Annotated in this window: 17 protein-coding genes; 12 read left to right on the plus strand and 5 right to left on the minus strand. The window is 59.3% G+C overall.

Annotation, left to right across the window (positions count from 1 at the left end; genetic code table 11):
* Positions 1–4: 4 nt before the first annotated feature.
* The 6 genes from sdhA (at position 5) to C8N31_RS14815 (ending at position 5,906) form a co-directional block, all read left to right on the plus strand.
* Entirely contained in the window at positions 5–1,810 is a 1,806-nt protein-coding gene (sdhA, locus tag C8N31_RS14790; RefSeq protein ID WP_025046591.1) for a succinate dehydrogenase flavoprotein subunit, read from the plus strand.
* Between the two features lie 4 nt (positions 1,811–1,814).
* A complete protein-coding gene (locus tag C8N31_RS14795) occupies positions 1,815–2,144 on the plus strand; it encodes a hypothetical protein (RefSeq protein WP_025046590.1) in 330 nt (109 codons plus the stop codon).
* Between the two features lie 87 nt (positions 2,145–2,231).
* A complete protein-coding gene (locus C8N31_RS14800; RefSeq protein WP_025046589.1) occupies positions 2,232–3,011 on the plus strand; it encodes a succinate dehydrogenase iron-sulfur subunit in 780 nt (259 codons plus the stop codon).
* Between the two features lie 39 nt (positions 3,012–3,050).
* Positions 3,051–3,266, plus strand: a complete 216-nt coding sequence (locus C8N31_RS14805; protein WP_025046588.1) for a hypothetical protein — start codon at positions 3,051–3,053, stop codon at positions 3,264–3,266.
* A gap of 80 nt (positions 3,267–3,346) precedes the next feature.
* Positions 3,347–4,999, plus strand: coding sequence for an FAD-binding dehydrogenase (locus C8N31_RS14810; RefSeq protein ID WP_025046587.1), 1,653 nt, complete (start codon positions 3,347–3,349; stop codon positions 4,997–4,999).
* Positions 5,000–5,060: 61 nt separating this feature from the next.
* A complete protein-coding gene (locus tag C8N31_RS14815; protein ID WP_025046586.1) occupies positions 5,061–5,906 on the plus strand; it encodes an urea carboxylase-associated family protein in 846 nt (281 codons plus the stop codon).
* A gap of 130 nt (positions 5,907–6,036) precedes the next feature.
* Here the strand turns inward: C8N31_RS14815 and deoD are convergent, their stop codons facing one another.
* The 3 genes from deoD to C8N31_RS14830 form a co-directional block, all read right to left on the minus strand.
* Complete coding sequence (gene deoD / locus C8N31_RS14820; protein ID WP_025046585.1) at positions 6,037–6,741, minus strand: purine-nucleoside phosphorylase; 705 nt, start codon at positions 6,739–6,741, stop codon at positions 6,037–6,039.
* Positions 6,742–6,955: 214 nt separating this feature from the next.
* Complete coding sequence (locus tag C8N31_RS14825; protein WP_025046584.1) at positions 6,956–7,300, minus strand: H-NS histone family protein; 345 nt, start codon at positions 7,298–7,300, stop codon at positions 6,956–6,958.
* An 81-nt stretch (positions 7,301–7,381) separates the two neighbouring features.
* Positions 7,382–9,382 (minus strand): protein meaA, encoded by a 2,001-nt coding sequence (locus C8N31_RS14830; protein WP_025046583.1) that lies wholly within the window; start codon positions 9,380–9,382, stop codon positions 7,382–7,384.
* A 236-nt stretch (positions 9,383–9,618) separates the two neighbouring features.
* Here C8N31_RS14830 and C8N31_RS14835 point away from each other — a divergent pair, with 236 nt between their 5' ends.
* The 6 genes from C8N31_RS14835 to C8N31_RS14860 all read left to right on the plus strand — a co-directional run bounded on the left by C8N31_RS14835 (position 9,619) and on the right by C8N31_RS14860 (position 15,789).
* Complete coding sequence (locus tag C8N31_RS14835; RefSeq protein ID WP_025046582.1) at positions 9,619–11,016, plus strand: 1-acyl-sn-glycerol-3-phosphate acyltransferase; 1,398 nt, start codon at positions 9,619–9,621, stop codon at positions 11,014–11,016.
* A gap of 132 nt (positions 11,017–11,148) precedes the next feature.
* Positions 11,149–12,426 carry a crotonyl-CoA carboxylase/reductase gene (gene ccrA / locus C8N31_RS14840; protein ID WP_025046581.1) on the plus strand — a complete coding sequence of 426 codons (1,278 nt, stop codon included), beginning with the start codon at positions 11,149–11,151 and terminating at the stop codon, positions 12,424–12,426.
* 201 nt (positions 12,427–12,627) lie between these two features.
* Entirely contained in the window at positions 12,628–12,834 is a 207-nt protein-coding gene (locus C8N31_RS14845) for a hypothetical protein (protein ID WP_025046580.1), read from the plus strand.
* Positions 12,782–13,501, plus strand: a complete 720-nt coding sequence (locus C8N31_RS14850; protein ID WP_025046579.1) for a helix-turn-helix transcriptional regulator — start codon at positions 12,782–12,784, stop codon at positions 13,499–13,501. Before C8N31_RS14845 ends, C8N31_RS14850 begins: the two co-directional genes overlap by 53 nt.
* A 57-nt stretch (positions 13,502–13,558) precedes the next feature.
* Entirely contained in the window at positions 13,559–15,097 is a 1,539-nt protein-coding gene (locus C8N31_RS14855) for an ATP-dependent DNA helicase (RefSeq protein WP_025046578.1), read from the plus strand.
* Positions 15,094–15,789, plus strand: a complete 696-nt coding sequence (locus C8N31_RS14860) for an SDR family oxidoreductase (RefSeq protein ID WP_025046577.1) — start codon at positions 15,094–15,096, stop codon at positions 15,787–15,789. The genes C8N31_RS14855 and C8N31_RS14860 overlap by 4 nt, the downstream gene beginning before the upstream one ends.
* Positions 15,790–15,837: 48 nt before the next feature.
* Here the strand turns inward: C8N31_RS14860 and C8N31_RS14865 are convergent, their stop codons facing one another.
* Together C8N31_RS14865 and C8N31_RS14870 are read right to left on the minus strand one after the other, a co-directional pair.
* Entirely contained in the window at positions 15,838–16,605 is a 768-nt protein-coding gene (locus C8N31_RS14865; protein WP_025046576.1) for a TIGR02186 family protein, read from the minus strand.
* The gene (locus C8N31_RS14870; RefSeq protein WP_025046575.1) at positions 16,605–17,519 is read right to left on the minus strand and encodes a sulfite exporter TauE/SafE family protein; all 915 of its coding nucleotides are present in this window, start codon (positions 17,517–17,519) and stop codon (positions 16,605–16,607) included. The genes C8N31_RS14865 and C8N31_RS14870 overlap by 1 nt, the downstream gene beginning before the upstream one ends.
* Between the last annotated feature and the right edge of the window lie 69 nt (positions 17,520–17,588).

Below are 17,588 nucleotides of genomic sequence, written 5' to 3' on the forward strand. Positions count from 1 at the left end.
AATAATGGCCGCATATGAATATGAAACCCACGAATATGACGTGGTTGTGGTGGGTGCCGGCGGCGCCGGTTTGCGCGCAACCCTCGGGATGGCGGAACAGGGGCTGCGCACGGCCTGTGTGTCCAAAGTGTTTCCGACCCGTTCGCACACCGTTGCGGCGCAGGGCGGGATTGCCGCCAGCCTCAGCAATATGGGCCCGGACAACTGGCAGTGGCATATGTATGACACGGTCAAAGGGTCTGACTGGCTGGGCGACACGGACGCGATGGAATATCTGGCGCGTGAGGCCCCCAAGGCCGTTTACGAGCTGGAGCATTACGGCGTGCCGTTCTCGCGCACCGAAGAGGGCAAGATTTATCAGCGGCCCTTTGGCGGTCACACCACCGAATTTGGCGAAGGCCCCCCGGTACAGCGAACCTGCGCCGCGGCGGACCGGACCGGCCATGCGATTTTGCACACCCTTTATGGGCAAAGCCTGAAGAACAACGCGGAATTCTACATCGAATATTTCGCCATCGACCTGATCATGTCCGACGATGGTGTCTGCCAAGGCGTTTTGTGCTGGAAGCTGGACGATGGCACCATGCATCTGTTCAGCGCCAAGATGGTTGTGCTGGCCACGGGCGGCTATGGCCGCGCCTATTTCAGCGCCACTTCGGCCCACACCTGCACCGGTGATGGCGGCGGCATGACGGCCCGTGCGGGCCTGCCGTTGCAAGACATGGAGTTTGTGCAGTTCCACCCCACAGGGATCTACGGCGCGGGCTGTTTGATCACCGAAGGGGCGCGGGGCGAGGGCGGATATCTGACCAACTCCGAAGGGGAGCGGTTCATGGAACGCTATGCGCCGACCTACAAGGATCTGGCGTCACGTGACGTGGTAAGCCGCTGCATGACCATGGAAATCCGCGAAGGGCGCGGCGTCGGCGAAAATGGCGATCACATCCATTTGCACCTCAACCACCTGCCGCCCGAAACGCTGGATCTGCGCCTGCCGGGCATTTCCGAAAGCGCGCGCATCTTTGCCGGTGTCGATCTGACCAAAGAGCCGATCCCGGTACTGCCAACCGTGCATTACAACATGGGCGGCATTCCGACGAACTATTGGGGCGAGGTTCTGGCCCCAACCAAGGACAGCCCTGATGCAATCTCGCCCGGTCTGATGGCCGTGGGTGAGGCGGGCTGTGCCTCTGTGCATGGGGCGAACCGTTTGGGTTCAAACTCGCTGATTGACCTTGTGGTCTTTGGCCGTGCCGCTGCAATCCGCGCGGCTGAGATCGTCGATCCCAAAACCGCAGTGCCAACGCCAAATCAGGCCTCTGTCGATGCGGCCTTTGATCGGTTTGACGGGCTGCGCCATGCCAAGGGCGGCGTGCCAACTGCGGATCTGCGCCTTGAGATGCAAAAAACCATGCAGGCTGATGCGGCGGTGTTCCGCACCGACAAGACGCTCGAAGAGGGCCGTCAAAAAATGGTCGCCGTGGCGGACAAGATGGCCGATCTGCATGTCACCGACCGGTCGCTGGTCTGGAACTCTGACCTGATGGAAACGCTGGAACTGACCAACCTGATGCCAAATGCGGTGGCCACAATCACCGCAGCGGCGGCGCGTAAGGAAAGCCGGGGCGCACATGCCCATGAGGATTACCCTGATCGCGACGACAAAAAGTGGCGCAAGCACAGCCTGTGCTGGTTTGAGGGCAACGCGGCCAAGCTGGGCGACCGGCCTGTGCATCTTGATCCGCTGACCCAAAAAGACGAAGGCGGCATCGACCTCAAGAAAATCGCACCCAAAGCGCGGGTGTACTAAGCCGATGCGTCTGGTGGCCCTTGTTCTTTGCGCGGCAACGCTGGCGGCCTGCACCGAGGTGGAGCAGGCCGTGGACAACACCGCGCGGCGCGGGGCCAAGGGGGTGGTGACAGAAACCCTTGCCACCCGTTTCCCGCAGGTGCCCAAAGAGCTGATCACGCCCTTCACCGATTGCATCATCGACAATTCCTCGGCCGTGGAAATCCGCGAATATGCCAAGGCTGCCGTGGTGGGTGTGGACGATGGCACGGTCGAAACCGTGCGCACAGTGTTGGGACGGCCCGAAACCGCCGCCTGTTTGCAGGCCAAGGTGCTGGCCTCCGCCACAACGTAGGGCGGACAAAAATTTACATCCTGCGCCCCGGCGCAGGGCCAAGTGAAACGCCCCAAGGGGCAGATGAGATGACACAGGAGACGCGAAATGGTTCAGCTGACGCTCCCCAAAAACTCCCGCATGACGAGCGGGAAGACATGGCCCAAGCCGCAAGGCGCCACCAACCTGCGTGAGTTCCAGATTTACCGCTGGAACCCCGATGACGGCAAAAACCCGGCGATAGACACTTATTTTGTGGATATGGACAGCTGCGGACCGATGATTTTGGACGCGCTGATCAAGATCAAGAACGAGATTGATCCAACGCTGACTTTCCGCCGGTCTTGCCGCGAAGGGATCTGCGGATCCTGTGCGATGAACATCGACGGGATCAACACGCTGGCCTGTACCTACGGTATGGAAGAGATCAAAGGTGTGGTCAAAATCTATCCGCTGCCGCATATGCCTGTGGTCAAGGATTTGATCCCCGATCTTAACCACTTCTATGCGCAGCACGCCAGTATCCAGCCCTGGCTTGAGACCGACACGCCCGCCCCTGCAAAGGAATGGAAACAGTCGATTGACGACCGTGCCAAGCTGGACGGTTTGTATGAGTGCATCATGTGCGCCTGCTGTTCCACGTCCTGCCCCAGCTATTGGTGGAACGGTGACCGCTACCTTGGGCCAGCAGCGTTGTTGCATGCCTATCGCTGGATCATCGACAGCCGCGATGAGGCCACGGGGGAGCGTCTGGATGAATTGGAAGATCCGTTCAAACTGTACCGCTGCCACACCATCATGAACTGCGCCAAGACCTGCCCCAAGGGTTTGAACCCTGCTGCAGCGATTGCGAACATCAAGAAACTGATGCTCGAACGCACCGTTTGAGCCTGATCCCAGCCCCCTTGCGGGGCTGGATATCGCCCTATGCCCCTATTCATTGCCTTTGTGATCGCTGTGATCGTCGTTGCCATCGTGGCGCGGCGCAATGCCGGCACGCGCTTGTGCCGTTGGCGCGAAGATCGCGCGGGCAGCAAAGGTGCCTTGGTCAAATACAATTGCATCAACTGCGGGGCAGAGGCATTCCGCAGCACCGGCAAGCCGGATCGCTGTCTGAGCGGGCAACCCAAATCGGGTTTGTGAGCATAGCCAATCCCTGACCCAGCGTCCGGCTCGACAGAATGGTTTGATCCTGCTTACCTAACGGCAAAGCGGGGGACCAAATGAGCGACAGTAATTTTCAGGCAGACGTGATCATCGTGGGTGCAGGACTGGCCGGGATGGTGGCCGCCCATGGGGCCGTGCAACGCGGGCGCAAGGTATTGCTGTTGGATCAGGAGGCGCCGCAATCTCTGGGTGGTCAGGCATTTTGGTCGCTTGGCGGTTTGTTCATGGTAGACACCCCCGAGCAACGCCGTTTGGGCATCAAGGACAGTGCTGAACTGGCGTTGAGTGATTGGATGGGATCGGCGCAGTTTGACCGCGCTGAGGATGCCAATCCCCGCGCCTATGCCGAAGGGTTCATCGATTGGGCCGCAGGCGGCATGCGCCAATGGTGTTACGATCTGGGTATGCGCTGGTTTCCGGTGGTCGGTTGGGCCGAACGCGGCGGCGAACAGGCCCATGGGCATGGCAACTCGGTGCCGCGGTTTCACATCACCTGGGGCACCGGCACCGGGGTTGTGGCCCCCTTTGCCAAGCGGATGAAGGAATATGCAGCGCAAGGCAGTTTGCAACTGGGGTTCCGGCACCGGGTGGCGGATCTGATCTCGACCGATGGGCGGATCACAGGCGTGCGCGGCGACATTTTGGAAAACAGCACCGAGGCACGGGGCAAAAGCACCACGCGCGACGTGATCGGCAGCTTTGAACACAGCGCTGATGCGGTGGTTTTGACCACGGGCGGGATCGGCGGCAACCATGACGTGGTGCGCAAACATTGGCCCGCCGAACGGCTTGGGCCAGCGCCGGATGTGATGGTTGCGGGCGTGCCGGATTATGTGGATGGCAAGATGCACGAGATTGCGCGGCAGGCGGGTGCGGGCCTGATCAACGAAGACCGGATGTGGCACTATTGCGAGGGTCTGCAAAACTGGAATCCGATCTGGCCCAATCATGGCATTCGCATTCTGCCCGGCCCGTCTTCACTTTGGTTTGATGCCAAGGGCGACCGGATGGAAGCGCCGTATTTGCCGGGTTTTGACACCCTTGGCACGTTGAAACGCATTCTGAGCGTCGGGCAGCATTCGTGGTTTATCCTGACGCAAAAGATCATCGAAAAGGAATTTGCCCTGTCAGGGTCGGAGCAGAACCCGGACCTAACCGATGGTGGCTGGCGTGACGTTTTGAAGGCCCGATTGGGCAAGGGGGCGACACCAGCGGTGGAGGCGTTCAAGAAAAATGGCGCGGATTTCATCGTGGCGGATGATCTGGAAACGCTGGTGGCAGGGATGAACAGACTGACCCCGGATGCGCCTGTGGCGCTGGATCATATTCGCGGGCAAATCAAAGCGCGGGATCTGCAATTGACCAACCCCTTTGCCAAGGACGCACAGATCACCGCCATTCGCGGCGCCCGTAATTATCGCGGCGACAAGTTGATCCGCACGGCCAAACCCCATGCAATCCTTGATCCGGAAAACGGCCCGTTGATTGCGGTGCGTTTGAATGTGCTGACGCGAAAATCGCTGGGCGGGTTGCACACAGACATGCAGGGCAGGGTGCTGACGCCCGCGGGCGATGTTCTGGAGGGGCTTTTTGCGGCTGGCGAGGTCTGCGGCTTTGGTGGCGGCGGCTATCATGGCTACAACGCGCTTGAGGGGACGTTTCTGGGCGGGTGCCTCTATTCAGGGCGCATCGCCGGGCAGAACGCCTGAAGCAGGCTTTACAGGGGCGCAGCCCTGCGGCACCGTTGGCCAAATGTCGAAAGGATGCCAGATGACCACCACGCCTGATGATGCCGAAGCCCGCCGCGCCGTGAAGCCTGTGATCTGCTATCCGGTGGAAACCCTGCCGCAGCCGGATATGGCACTGCTGACAGGTGCGCGGCAGGATCTGCGCAAAACCGGCGAAGTCTTGGTACAGCCCCGCGATGCGGCGACGTTCACAGTGCCAGCAGGGCATTTTTTCCGCATTACTTCGGTGGAAGGGTCACAGGTGGGGGATCTGAACCTGTGGAACGCCAATGATCTGAACGAACGGTTTTATTCCGGCAAGACCCGCGCCCTGCATGGCACCCATATCACCACGGGGGAGCGGATGTGGTCGTCCTTTCCCGGCATGCGGCCCATGGCGACGATCAGCCATGACACATTGGGCTGGTACGGGATCGATGCCTATGGTGGATCGGTGCATGATGTGATCGGCACCCGCTGTGATCCTTATACCCATAACCTGCTGAAAGGCGGGCATTATCACCATTGCTGCCATTCCAACCTGACCCGCGCCATGGCGGCGCATCTGGGTGTGCCTGTACGGGAGGCTGAGCCGTTGGTGCATGATGTGTTAAACGTGTTCATGTGTACCGGGTTCACCCGCGATACCGGCCAGTATTTCATGAAGGCCAGCCCGGTCCGGCCCGGCGACTATCTGGAATTCTTTGCCGAGATGGATCTGCTTGGCGCGCTTAGCGCCTGTCCCGGCGGGGATTGTTCGGCAGAACATTCATCGGATGCTGCCGCCTGCTACCCGTTGTTGGTAGAGGTGTTTGCGCCGCAGGACGGGGCGCTGGACGGTTGGACCCCTCCGCCCGTCAACGGGTATGATCGCAGACATGGCGCATGACCAGCGACCGACACGCCCTATGTGCTGGCTTATTGATCAGATTTGAAGGGCAGCGCACGGCCGAGGTGGGGGCAAAGCCCCCGCCTGGGGGCGGGCGGGTGCTGCCCGGCGGTGCCGGGCGAAGAAGACCCTAAGCAAACGCCGCTTCAAGCGCGATCTCGACCATATCGCCAAAGGTCTTTTCACGATCTTCGGATGGCAGCGCCTCACCGGTTTGCAAATGGTCCGAGACCGTCAGAACCGCCAGCGCACGGCGACCATGGCGGGCGGCAAGCGTGTAAAGCTCTGCCGCTTCCATTTCGACGCCAAGAATGCCATGGCGCACCATCTGTTCGTCCAGATCAGGACGTTCGGCATAAAACACATCTGACGAATAGATGCCGCCGACATGGGTTGTGCATCCCTTGCCCTCGGACGCGGCAACAGCGGCGCGCAACAGCGACCAATCGGCGGTGGGGGCATAGTTCACTTCTTTGAAAATGCCGGAAGACGGCGATGTGATTGTGCTGGCGGTCATGGCGATGATCACGTCACGAATACCAACCTGCGGCTGCATTCCGCCGCAAGACCCGATGCGGATCAGGGTTTTGGCGTCATAATCGCGAATCAGTTCATTGGCGTAGATCGACAATGATGGCATCCCCATACCGGAGCCTTGGATGGTCACGCGGTTGCCTTTCCACGTGCCGGTAAAGCCCAACATGCCGCGCACTTCGTTGACCAGTTCGGCCCCCTCCAGAAAGGTCTCAGCCGCCCATTTGGCGCGGTAAGGATCGCCGGGCATGAGGACTGTTTCGGCGATCTCGCCGGGCTTGGCTCCGATATGGACGGTCATTGGAATCTCCGCTTTTGACAGGAGTGTAACCTGCCTTTCCGGCGGCGCGGGGGCAAGGGGATTGTCAGAATGCAGGCAGGTAAAGGGCCGGTTGCGTGCAACCGGCCCATTTCACGATTTGACAAATAATGAAGAGAATTGCCGCTCTGGAATTGCACCCGCATTCAGAATGCAATTAGAAGGCGTTTCAATTCCCCATTAAGATGTATTAACTTCAAATAGCCATCGTTTCTGGTGCAGTGCCATTTTCAACCGCGGCGCGATACCAATTGGGTTGGCGTCCCTTTCCCGTCCATGTCTGTGACGGATCTTCGGGGTTTGCGAATTGCGGCTTGCCCTTCTTGGCAGGTGCTTTTGCCTTGGTTTTCCGAGGCTTGGATGCCCCTTTGATTTCGGCAGACAATTCATTGAGAGAAAAGCCGTATTCGGCTGCGGCTTTCTCTGCGGCTTTGCGGGCTTTTGCGCGGTCGCGGGCGCGGGCATTTGCCAGAGCTTTCTTGGCATCGCCAACCAGTTTTTCCAATTCCTTGGAGGTCAGTGATTTCAGATCGATTTTCATGCGTGCAGGTCCATTTCCTAATTCGGAGATGGACCTACACTAATTGCGAAAAGATTAAAATGATATTGAAATGGAGGAGGCCTATTCCGCCGCCACCGCTTCGGGATCGGCGAGGGTGACGATATCGCCCATGATCACGTTCAATTCAAAATCCTTGGGCGTATAGACCCGCGCCACGCCCATCGCAGACAGGCGGGCGGCGTCATCGTCGGGGATGATCCCGCCGACGATCACTGGAATATGGCCCAGACCGGCCTCGCGCATTTGGGTCATCAGATCTTCGACCAGCGGAATATGCGAGCCCGACAGGATCGACAGGCCAACCACATGGGCATCGTCCTTTTGTGCGGCTTCGACGATTTCAGCCGGGGTCAGTCGGATGCCCTCGTAAGAGATGTCCATGCCGCAATCGCGGGCGCGGACAGCAATCTGTTCGGCGCCGTTGGAATGGCCATCAAGGCCGGGTTTGCCGACGAGGAATTTCAAGCGGCGGCCCAGACGGTCACTGACCGCATCAACGGCACTGCGCAGATCATCCAGACCTTCGGTCTTGTTGGACTGACCTGCGGCGACGCCGGTTGGCCCGCGATATTCACCATGCACCGCCCGCATTTGCGCGGCCCATTCGCCGGTGGTCACACCCGCCTTGGCGGCGGCAATTGACGGTTCCATCACATTGCGCCCTTCGGCAGCGGCGGCCCGCAGATCGGCCAGCGCCGCATTCACGGTGGCTTCATCCCGGTCCGCCCGCCATTGGTTCAGCCGCTCAATCTGTTCGGCTTCGACCGCAGGGTCCACAACCATGATGCCGCCATCGCCGGTCATCAGCGGCGACGGTTCGCCCTGCTGCCATTTGTTGACGCCCACAACCACGGTTTCGCCAGCCTCAATCCGGCCAAGGCGTTCGGCGTTGCTTTCGACCAAACGGCCTTTCATATAGTCGATGGCGGAGATTGCGCCGCCCATACCGTCAAGATTGGCCAGTTCGGCGCGCGCCCCGTCTTTGAGCGCCTCGACCTTGGCATCGACGGCGGGATTGCCGTCAAACAGATCGTCAAATTCCAGCAAATCGGTTTCATAGGCGAGGATCTGTTGCATGCGCATCGACCATTGCTGATCCCAGGGGCGCGGCAGGCCAAGCGCCTCATTCCATGCGGGCAATTGCACAGCACGGGCGCGGGCCTTTTTGGAAAGGGTCACGGCCAGCATTTCGATGAGAATGCGGTAGACGTTGTTTTCTGGTTGCTGTTCGGTCAGGCCAAGGGAATTGACCTGCACACCATAGCGGAAGCGGCGGTATTTCGGATCTTGCACGCCATAGCGGGTTTCGAGGATTTCATCCCACAGATCGACGAAGGCGCGCATTTTGCACATCTCGGTCACGAAACGGATGCCCGCGTTCACGAAGAACGAAATGCGGCCAGCGAGTGCGGGGAAGTCTTCCGCAGGGACGCGCGGCTTGAGCGCATCGAGAACGGCGGTCGCGGTGGCCAAGGCAAAGGCCAGTTCCTGCTCGGGCGTCGCGCCGGCCTCTTGCAGGTGATAGGAACAGACGTTCATCGGGTTCCATTTGGGCACGTTGGTATAGCAGTACTCGGCCACATCCGCGATCATCTTGAGCGAGGGGGCAGGCGGGCAGATATAGGTGCCACGGCTGAGGTATTCCTTGATCAGATCGTTCTGAACCGTGCCTTGCAGGGCGGAAACATCCGCGCCCTGTTCCTCAGCCGCCGCGATATACAGGGCCAAAAGCCACGGCGCGGTGGCGTTGATGGTCATCGAGGTGTTCATCTGTTCCAGCGGGATATCCTTGAACAGCATCCGCATGTCGCCCAGATGGCTGACCGGTACGCCCACCTTGCCGACCTCGCCGCGCGACAACACGTGATCACTGTCATATCCGGTCTGGGTGGGCAGATCGAAAGCCACGGACAGGCCGGTTTGCCCTTTGGCCAGATTGGCCCGATAAAGCGCATTGGACGCCGCCGCGGTGGAGTGGCCCGCATAGGTGCGGATCAACCAAGGGCGGTCGGCCTTGGGCGCTGCGGTTGCATCTTTGCGGTCGGTCTTTGGGTCTGACATGGCGGGCCTCGCTGAATCGGTCGGGCAATATTCTTGCGTTTGATTGTGTTTACGAGACACTTTATACCAATGTCAATTCGCTGCAATGCGGCATGTGCCGGTGCAGCATCTTTTTTCAACTCTGCCTGCCAAAGATGCAAAAGGGCCTGTGGGTTGGCCTGTGTTTTGGCCGCAAAGGGCGGCCCCGCGTGCAGATAGATATTGTTCTTGAGCGCGGGCACTGCGAGGGTGCAGGCATGACCCAGACGGTGCAGCTGCCACTTTGGCTTTTTATCCTGATTTTGCTGTTTGCGGCGATGACGGCGCTGAGCCATTTTCTTTTGCCGTCCGTGCGCTGGTTCTTTCGGCGGCGGCTGGAGCGGGCGGTGGCGCGGCTCAACACACGGCTCAAGCGCCCGATTGAGCCGTTCAAGCTGGCGCGGCGCTATGACATGATCCAGCGGCTGATTTATGATCCCGAAGTGACGCATGAGATAGTGGTCTATGCCCGCGAACATGGAGTGCCGGAAAACGTGGCCTTTCAAAAGGCCCGCGACTATGCCCGCGAAATCGTGCCGAGCTTTTCGGCCTTTGCTTATTTCAGCTTTGGCATCCGGGTGGCGCGGTTGTTGGCCAACGCGGTGTACCGGATCAAAACCGCCGACAGCAATGACCGGATCTTCGATGCGATCCCCAAGGAAGCGACAATTGTTTATGTAATGAACCACCGGTCCAACATGGACTACGTGTTGGTGACCTATCTGGCGGCTCGGGATTCGGCGCTGGCCTATGCGGTGGGGGAATGGGCGCGGGTTTGGCCGCTCAGCCGGTTGATAAAATCCATGGGGGCCTATTTCATCCGCCGCAAATCGCGCGGGGCGCTCTATCGCAAGGTTCTGGCACGATATGTGCAGATGGCCACGGCGGGGGGCGTCAATCAGGCGATGTATCCCGAAGGCGGGCTGAGCTTGAACGGCAAGTTGCAGCCGCCGCGGATGGGGTTGCTGTCCTATGTCGCGGACGGGTTTGACCCTGAGGGCGAGCGGGACGTGGTGCTGGTGCCGGTGGCCATCAACTATGATCGGGTGCTGGAAGACACGGTTCTGATTGCCGCTGACCAACGGGGCGACCGGCGCTTCGGGGCGCGGATCACCGTGGTGTTGCGGTTTGTGTTGCGCAAGCTGTGGCAGCGGTTGACCCGGCAGGAAACCCGATTTGGCATGGCGGCGGTTGCCTTTGGTGCGCCGATGTCGCTGCGGGAGGCGGGGCCGGACGCAAGTATTGAGCAGATCTCCGAAGATCTGATGGGCCGGATTTCGCAGACCATGCCGGTGCTGTCGGTGCCGGTGGTGGCCTATGCCCTGCTGGAACAGACCGATGGCTATAGCCCTGATGCGCTGAAAGCGCGGGTTGGTGCATTGCTTGAAATGGTGCCGCAGGCCAACCGGGTGATCAAAGCCGATGCGATTGATTTTGAGCTGGGCCGCGCGATTGCCGGGCTGGTGGCGCGGCAAATTATCGAAATGCGGGATGGGAAATGGCACATGGCAGAGGGGCAAGCGCCGGTTTTGCAGTTCTACGCCAACTCCATTGCGCATTTTTTGCCCGAGAATGCTGCGCTTGCACAGGAAATTTCTGCACCCGCTGGGTCATAAAGTTTCAAAAAGTGCCGTTGAGAGGTTGCATTGTTTCGCGCCCGCCAATATTCCATGGGCAAGCGATTTGATTCTGCATCGCGGCAAAACGCAAGAAACGCAACGCATAGACCAGCCGACAGGAGGCCCATCATGGCACTCGATACATCCATCGCGCAGTACGACGCACCGGAAAAAGATCTCTATGAAATGGGCGAAATGCCCCCGATGGGCCATGTCCCGAAACAGATGTACGCATGGGCCATCCGCCGCGAACGCCACGGCGATCCGGACAGCGCCATGTTGCAAGAAGTTGTTGATGTGCCACAGCTTGATAGCCATGACGTGTTGGTTTTGGTGATGGCCGCAGGCATCAACTACAACGGTGTCTGGGCCGCACGCGGCGTGCCGATCAGCCCCTTTGATGGCCACAAGCAGCCCTACCACATTGCGGGCTCCGATGCTTCGGGCATCGTTTGGGCCGTGGGTGACAAGGTCAAGCGTTGGAAAGTTGGCGATGAGGTGGTGATCCACTGCAACCAGGATGATGGTGATGATGAGGAATGCAACGGCGGCGATCCGATGTATTCGCCAAGCCAGCGTATCTGGGGTTATGAGACACCGGACGGGTCGTTCAGCCAGTTCACCCGCGTTCAGGCACAGCAGCTTATGCCGCGCCCCAAGCACCTGACTTGGGAAGAAAGCGCCTGTTACACGCTGACGCTGGCCACTGCCTACCGGATGCTGTTTGGGCATGAGCCGCATGACCTGAAGCCGGGCCAGAACGTATTGGTCTGGGGGGCATCTGGCGGTCTTGGCTCTTATGCGATCCAGTTGATCAATACGGCGGGTGCCAACGCGATCGGGGTGATCTCTGACGAAAGCAAGCGCGACTTTGTGATGGATCTGGGTGCCAAGGGTGTCTTGAACCGCAAAGATTTTAATTGCTGGGGCCAGTTGCCTGAGGTTGGCAGCGATGAATATGCCACCTGGTTTGCCGAGACCCGCAAGTTTGGCAAGGCAATCTGGGATATCACCGGCAAAGGTGTGAACGTCGATATGGTGTTTGAACACCCCGGCGAGGCAACTTTCCCCGTGTCCACGTTCGTGGTGAAAAAGGGCGGCATGGTTGTCATCTGTGCGGGCACAACAGGTTTCAACCTGACTTTTGATGTCCGCTATATGTGGATGCACCAGAAGCGTTTGCAGGGCAGCCACTTTGCCCATCTCAAGCAGGCTGCATCAGCCAATAAGTTGATGCTGGAGCGTCGCCTTGATCCATGTATGTCCGAAGTGTTCACATGGGCCGATCTGCCCGAGGCGCACATGAAGATGATGCGCAACGAGCATAAGCCGGGCAACATGTCCGTGCTGGTACAGGCACCGACAACCGGCCTGCGCACGTTGGAAGACGCGCTCGACGCACGTTAACCTCCGGTTAGCGATAAATTGAAAAGAATGGCCTGTGGATCAAATGACGATTCGCGGGCCATTTTTGTATTCAGGATCAATACTTTGGATTTTGAGCGATCACATCACGGTGAGACCACAAGTTGACGCTGCGTAAGCTCGGCGTGTCTCGCTTTTGGGTTGTGTTAACTCGCTATTAATTTTTGAGGGGAGCGTGTAAAGATGCAAACAGATTGGATTTTAGATGTTCTGGCTGACCTGAAAACCTTTGCAATGTCCAGCGACCTGCCCAAGTTGGCGGCCCAGTTGGACAACAGCGCAGTGGTTGCCGTGGCCGAGATATCAGCATTGCAAGAAAGACGACTTATTTTAGGTCATGATAACGACAAAGAAATTAAATCCCGTCCTCAAGGCACTGGCCTGCGCTGACACAATTGAGGATCTCAAAGACGCCTGTATCGAATTGCGCGATATGCTGCAGATTGATCATGTTTCATACTATTGTTTTGGGCCCGGTGACGGGCTTTATGGCTATGCCACCTATTCGATGGAATGGAAGGCCCGCTATGCGCAGGAACAATATATGCGCATTGATCCGGTGTTGATCGGCGGCAGCTCTCGCTTTCAGCCCTTCAATTGGGGTGATCTTGATTGGACCCCCAAAGCGGCCCGCAAATTCCGGGTCGAAGCCGCAGTTCATGGTGTTGGATCGCAGGGGTACTCTGTCCCGGTGCATGGACCAAAGGGGCAGTTTGCGCTGTTTTCCGTCAATCACTCTTGCGAGGACGCGGAATGGGCCGCCTTTACACGCAAACATCAGAACAGTTTTATCCTGCTGTCGCACTTTTTTAACCAAAAAGCGCTTGAGGTGGTTGCGAACGTGGACGAACAGCCGACCAAGGCGTTGTCTCCGCGGGAATTGGGCGCGATGACCTTGCTGGCGCGGGGGCTCAGCCGGGCCGAGGTCGCCAAAGATCTGGACATTTCCGAGCATACGTTGCGCGTCTATATCGAAAGCGCTCGCAGCAAGCTGAACGCCCAGAACACCACCCATGCGGTGGCGCGAGCGCTGAGCCGGGGATTGATCGTCGCCTGACCGATCTGGGGCGAGAATCCGATTCAAGTTCGATCCGAAAAGATCTAGTGTCGCGGCATGACATTGACCCCCGTGACCTATTCCGATGATCAAGCCGCCGCTTATGATAGCGTCACCGAAATGCTGCGCCATGCGGGGATTGATCTGGACGACAGCCTGTTGATGCCCCCCTCTGGCGGCGCCGATCAGGTGATGGCCGTGACCGGCAAGGCCGGATCGGGGAAAACTCTATTGCTGGCAGAGCTTTACAAGGCGTTGGAGCAGGCCGGCGTTGAGGTCGTATCGGGCGATTACGAGTCGCGTAAACGCAAGGACAAACGCACTTTGGCGATCCTTGCGCCAACCAACAAGGCCGCGTCGGTGCTGCGGCTGCGCGGGGTGCCAGCCACCACGATCCACCGCATTCTCTATACCCCTGTCTATGACCCCGAATATGAAAAAATCGCCGAGTGGCTGGCGGGCAGCGGCGAGCGACCGGAGATTGAGGGCCTGACCGATCTGGCGCTCGACCGTGCGGCGGCGTTCTATGCAGGCAACAAATCCATTCCGGGCGCTTTGGCGGCCGCGGGTTTGCGCGGATCGGATTTCATCACCGGTTGGAAACGCCGGGAAGAGCCGTTGGACATCGGATTTGTCGATGAATCCTCGATGTTGGATGACAAACAATTCGAAGACCTCAAAGAGATCTTTCCGACGCTGCTGTTGTTTGGCGATCCGGCGCAGCTTGCGCCCGTCAATCAATCCGGCACCATGGTGTTTGAAAAACTCCCTGAAAAGCGGGTTCTGACCCTCAACCGCATTCACCGGCAAGAGGCGGACAACCCGATCCTTGATCTGGCCCATGCTTTGGCAGATCCCGATCTGGGGTTCGAGGATTTTGAACGGATGATCGAAGCGGCCTCTCAAAAGGATGAACGCGTGGTCTGGGGCCAGCGGGTTGAGGTGGATTTGATGGCGCGTTCACCTGTGCTGGTTTGGCGCAACGCCACGCGTATCCGACTGATCAATGCCTTTCGCGCCGTCCATGGAGCGCCCGAAGATGCGCTTCTGGCCGGAGAGCCCTTGATCTGTGACGGCATCGAGCTGCCGCTGAAGCATCGCAAGAAACGGCTCGATCTTGAGGCCCGTGGATTGATCAAAGGGGCGCAGGTTGTGTTTCTGGGCGAGGGGCGCAAGCCGGGGTTCAGCCGACTGCATGTGATGGGCGCCGAAGATCCGCAGGTGTCGGCGGCCTCCATCGTCAAGATCGAAAAACCCGATGAGGAAGAGCCGTTTATCCCCTTTGCCGCCCGTATGGGGGCCACGTTCCTGCATGGGGCGGCGGTGACCATTCACAAGGCGCAGGGCAGCCAGTGGGAAACGGTGCAGGTCTTTGCGCCCGATCTATACGCGGCTGCGCGGATGGGCCGGATGGAGGCAGGACAGCCCCTATGGAAGCGTCTGGCCTATGTGGCGATCACCCGTGCGCAGGAACGTCTGATCTGGGTGGTGCGCAACCGGTTGTCGAAACCCACCGGACCGCTGGTGGTGGATGATCTGCGCGCGACACCGGTTGCGCCCCTGACCCTTGATCCCACAACGGAGGATTTTGCATGACGTCGATTATCATCACCGGTGCCAGCTCCGGCATTGGCCGCGCCACGGCAGAGCTTTTCTTGCGCGAAGGCTGGCGTGTGGGTTTGATCGCGCGGCGGGCCGAGGTTTTGGATGAGATGGCGGCGGCGCATAAAAACGCAGTGGCCTTGCCAGCGGATGTGACGGATGCCGATGCGATGCAGGCGGCCTTTGACCGCTTTGGCGAACTGGATGTGTTGTTCAACAATGCCGGTATGTTTGGCCCCGCTGGCCCGATTGATGAGGTTGCCTTGGAGGACTGGGCGCAGGTCATGGGTGTGAACCTGAACGGCATGTTCATCGCCGCGCGTCTGGCCTTTGCGCGGATGCGGGCGCAGGGTGGCGGGCGGATCATCAACAACGGATCGCTGTCGGCCCATGTGCCGCGCCCCGGATCGGTGTGTTACACCACAACCAAACACGCGATTACCGGATTGACGCGGTCGCTTTCGTTGGATGGCCGGGAATTGAACATCGCCTGCGGGCAGATCGACATAGGCAATGCCGAAAGCGAGCTGGTGGCGACGTTGAAGGAAAAGCAGCCGGAGATGCAAACCATGGATGTGGATCATGCCGCAAAATCGGTGCTGCATATGGCGCAGCTGCCGCTGGAGGCGAATGTGCAATTCCTGACAGTGATGGCGACCAAGATGCCCTATATCGGACGCGGGTAGGGGGCAGCCTAGGCCCGCACCCAGGCGCAGCCGCCGATGGTCTTTGAACTACCGGCGGAACACCGAGAAGATCGCGGAAGCGCCCCAGCCTGCGGCGATGGCAATGGCCAGTGACATCAAGCCATAGAGAAACGCGTTTTCCCGCGACAGGGTAAACAGCCAGCGTTCTAGCCCGACCTTGCGCACGTCGATAATGGTCTCGTATTGCGCAACCACATTGCCGCTGCGGGTCAAGAAAATCCGGGTGTCATAGGCCCCTTCGGTCAGGGCTGCGGGCAGGCGCACGGCGGCGCGGAACAGGGTCTGTTCGTCCACGGTCACGCCGCCTTCGATCACCTGATATTGTTCGGCAGCTTTGCGAATGCGGATCAATGCCTGGGTAAAGCTCGCGGCATCTGCGATCTCCATTGGCGCACCCACAGAGCGGATCGCGCGGGGGATCGACACCTTGTGGCGCAGGTCTTCTGTCCGTTTCAGAACGTCAGCCATCGGCGCACTTGTCACCACGGCGTAGTAACTCGGGGCGCGGTCCACCTCGACGGCTTCGGTGTTCACCCAGATGCCAAACCGCTTTTCCTTGCGGCGCACGATCACCGGCTCTGACGGGCCGGACACTGTCATCACCACTTGCAGCTCTGGACCGTCGGGGATGGGCTGATCACGTTTGACCGCGCCATAGACCAGGATTTCGGAGCCGTTGAAATTGGTGGTGATGGACACCTCAGCCTGGCTGAGGCCCAGCACGATTTCCTCGTTGGCTCGTGCCGGAAGCGCCAGCAGCAGCGCCGCCAGCAAGAGGGGCAAAAGCGCCCGCATCAGTGGCCACCTGCCGCGCCAAGCGAGAAGACCTCACTTGGCTGCAAAAGCAGATCCAGCGCCAGCTTGCCGCAGACCGCCAGCACCATCAGCGCCAGCAGGATGCGCAGCTGTTCGGCCTTCATCTTGACGCCAATACGGGTGCCGATTTGTGCGCCGATCACACCGCCGACCAACAGCAGAACCGCCAAGACGATGTCCACGGTGTAGTTGGTTGTGGCGTGCAACATGGTGGTGAACGCAGTCACAAAAATGATCTGGAACAGGGATGTGCCCACAACCACTTTGGTCGGCATGCCCAGCAGATAGATCATCGCAGGCACCATGATAAAGCCGCCGCCAACGCCCATGATCGCGGCCAGAATGCCCACGGCGATCCCCACAATCACCGGCGGGATCACCGAAATATAGAGGCCAGACACGCGAAAGCGCATCTTGAATGGCAGGCCGTGAATCCAGTTGTGTTTCTTGCGAGCGGGCGGCTTGCCGCGTTTGGTGTTGCGGATCGCCTTGAGCGATTCAAAGAACATCAGCCCGCCGATGACGCCCAGAAAGACCACATAGCAAAGCTTGACCAGCAGATCGACCTGACCCTGCGCCTTGAGGTAGTTGAACACCATCACACCCAGTGCCGCACCGATCAGACCCCCGATAAGCAGCACCGTGCCCATCCTGAGATCCACGGTCCTTCGCTTGAAATGGGCAAGAACGCCGGAGAAGGAGGACGCCACAATCTGGTTCGCCTCGGTGGCCACAGCCACGGCGGGCGGGATGCCGATAAAGAACAACAGCGGCGTCATCAAAAAGCCGCCGCCCACGCCAAACATGCCAGACAGAACGCCCACAAGACCGCCGAGCCCCAACAGAAGGAAGGCATTGACCGAAACTTCGGCGATGGGAAGGTAGATTTGCATGGCATCCCTTAGCGCAAGTTAACGCGGGAAATCAACCATGCCTGCTGCCATGCGGCGAAATGGGCTCAT

Origin of the sequence: Sulfitobacter mediterraneus (assembly GCF_003054325.1) — a bacterium.
Classification (GTDB): Bacteria; Pseudomonadota; Alphaproteobacteria; order Rhodobacterales; family Rhodobacteraceae; genus Sulfitobacter; species Sulfitobacter mediterraneus.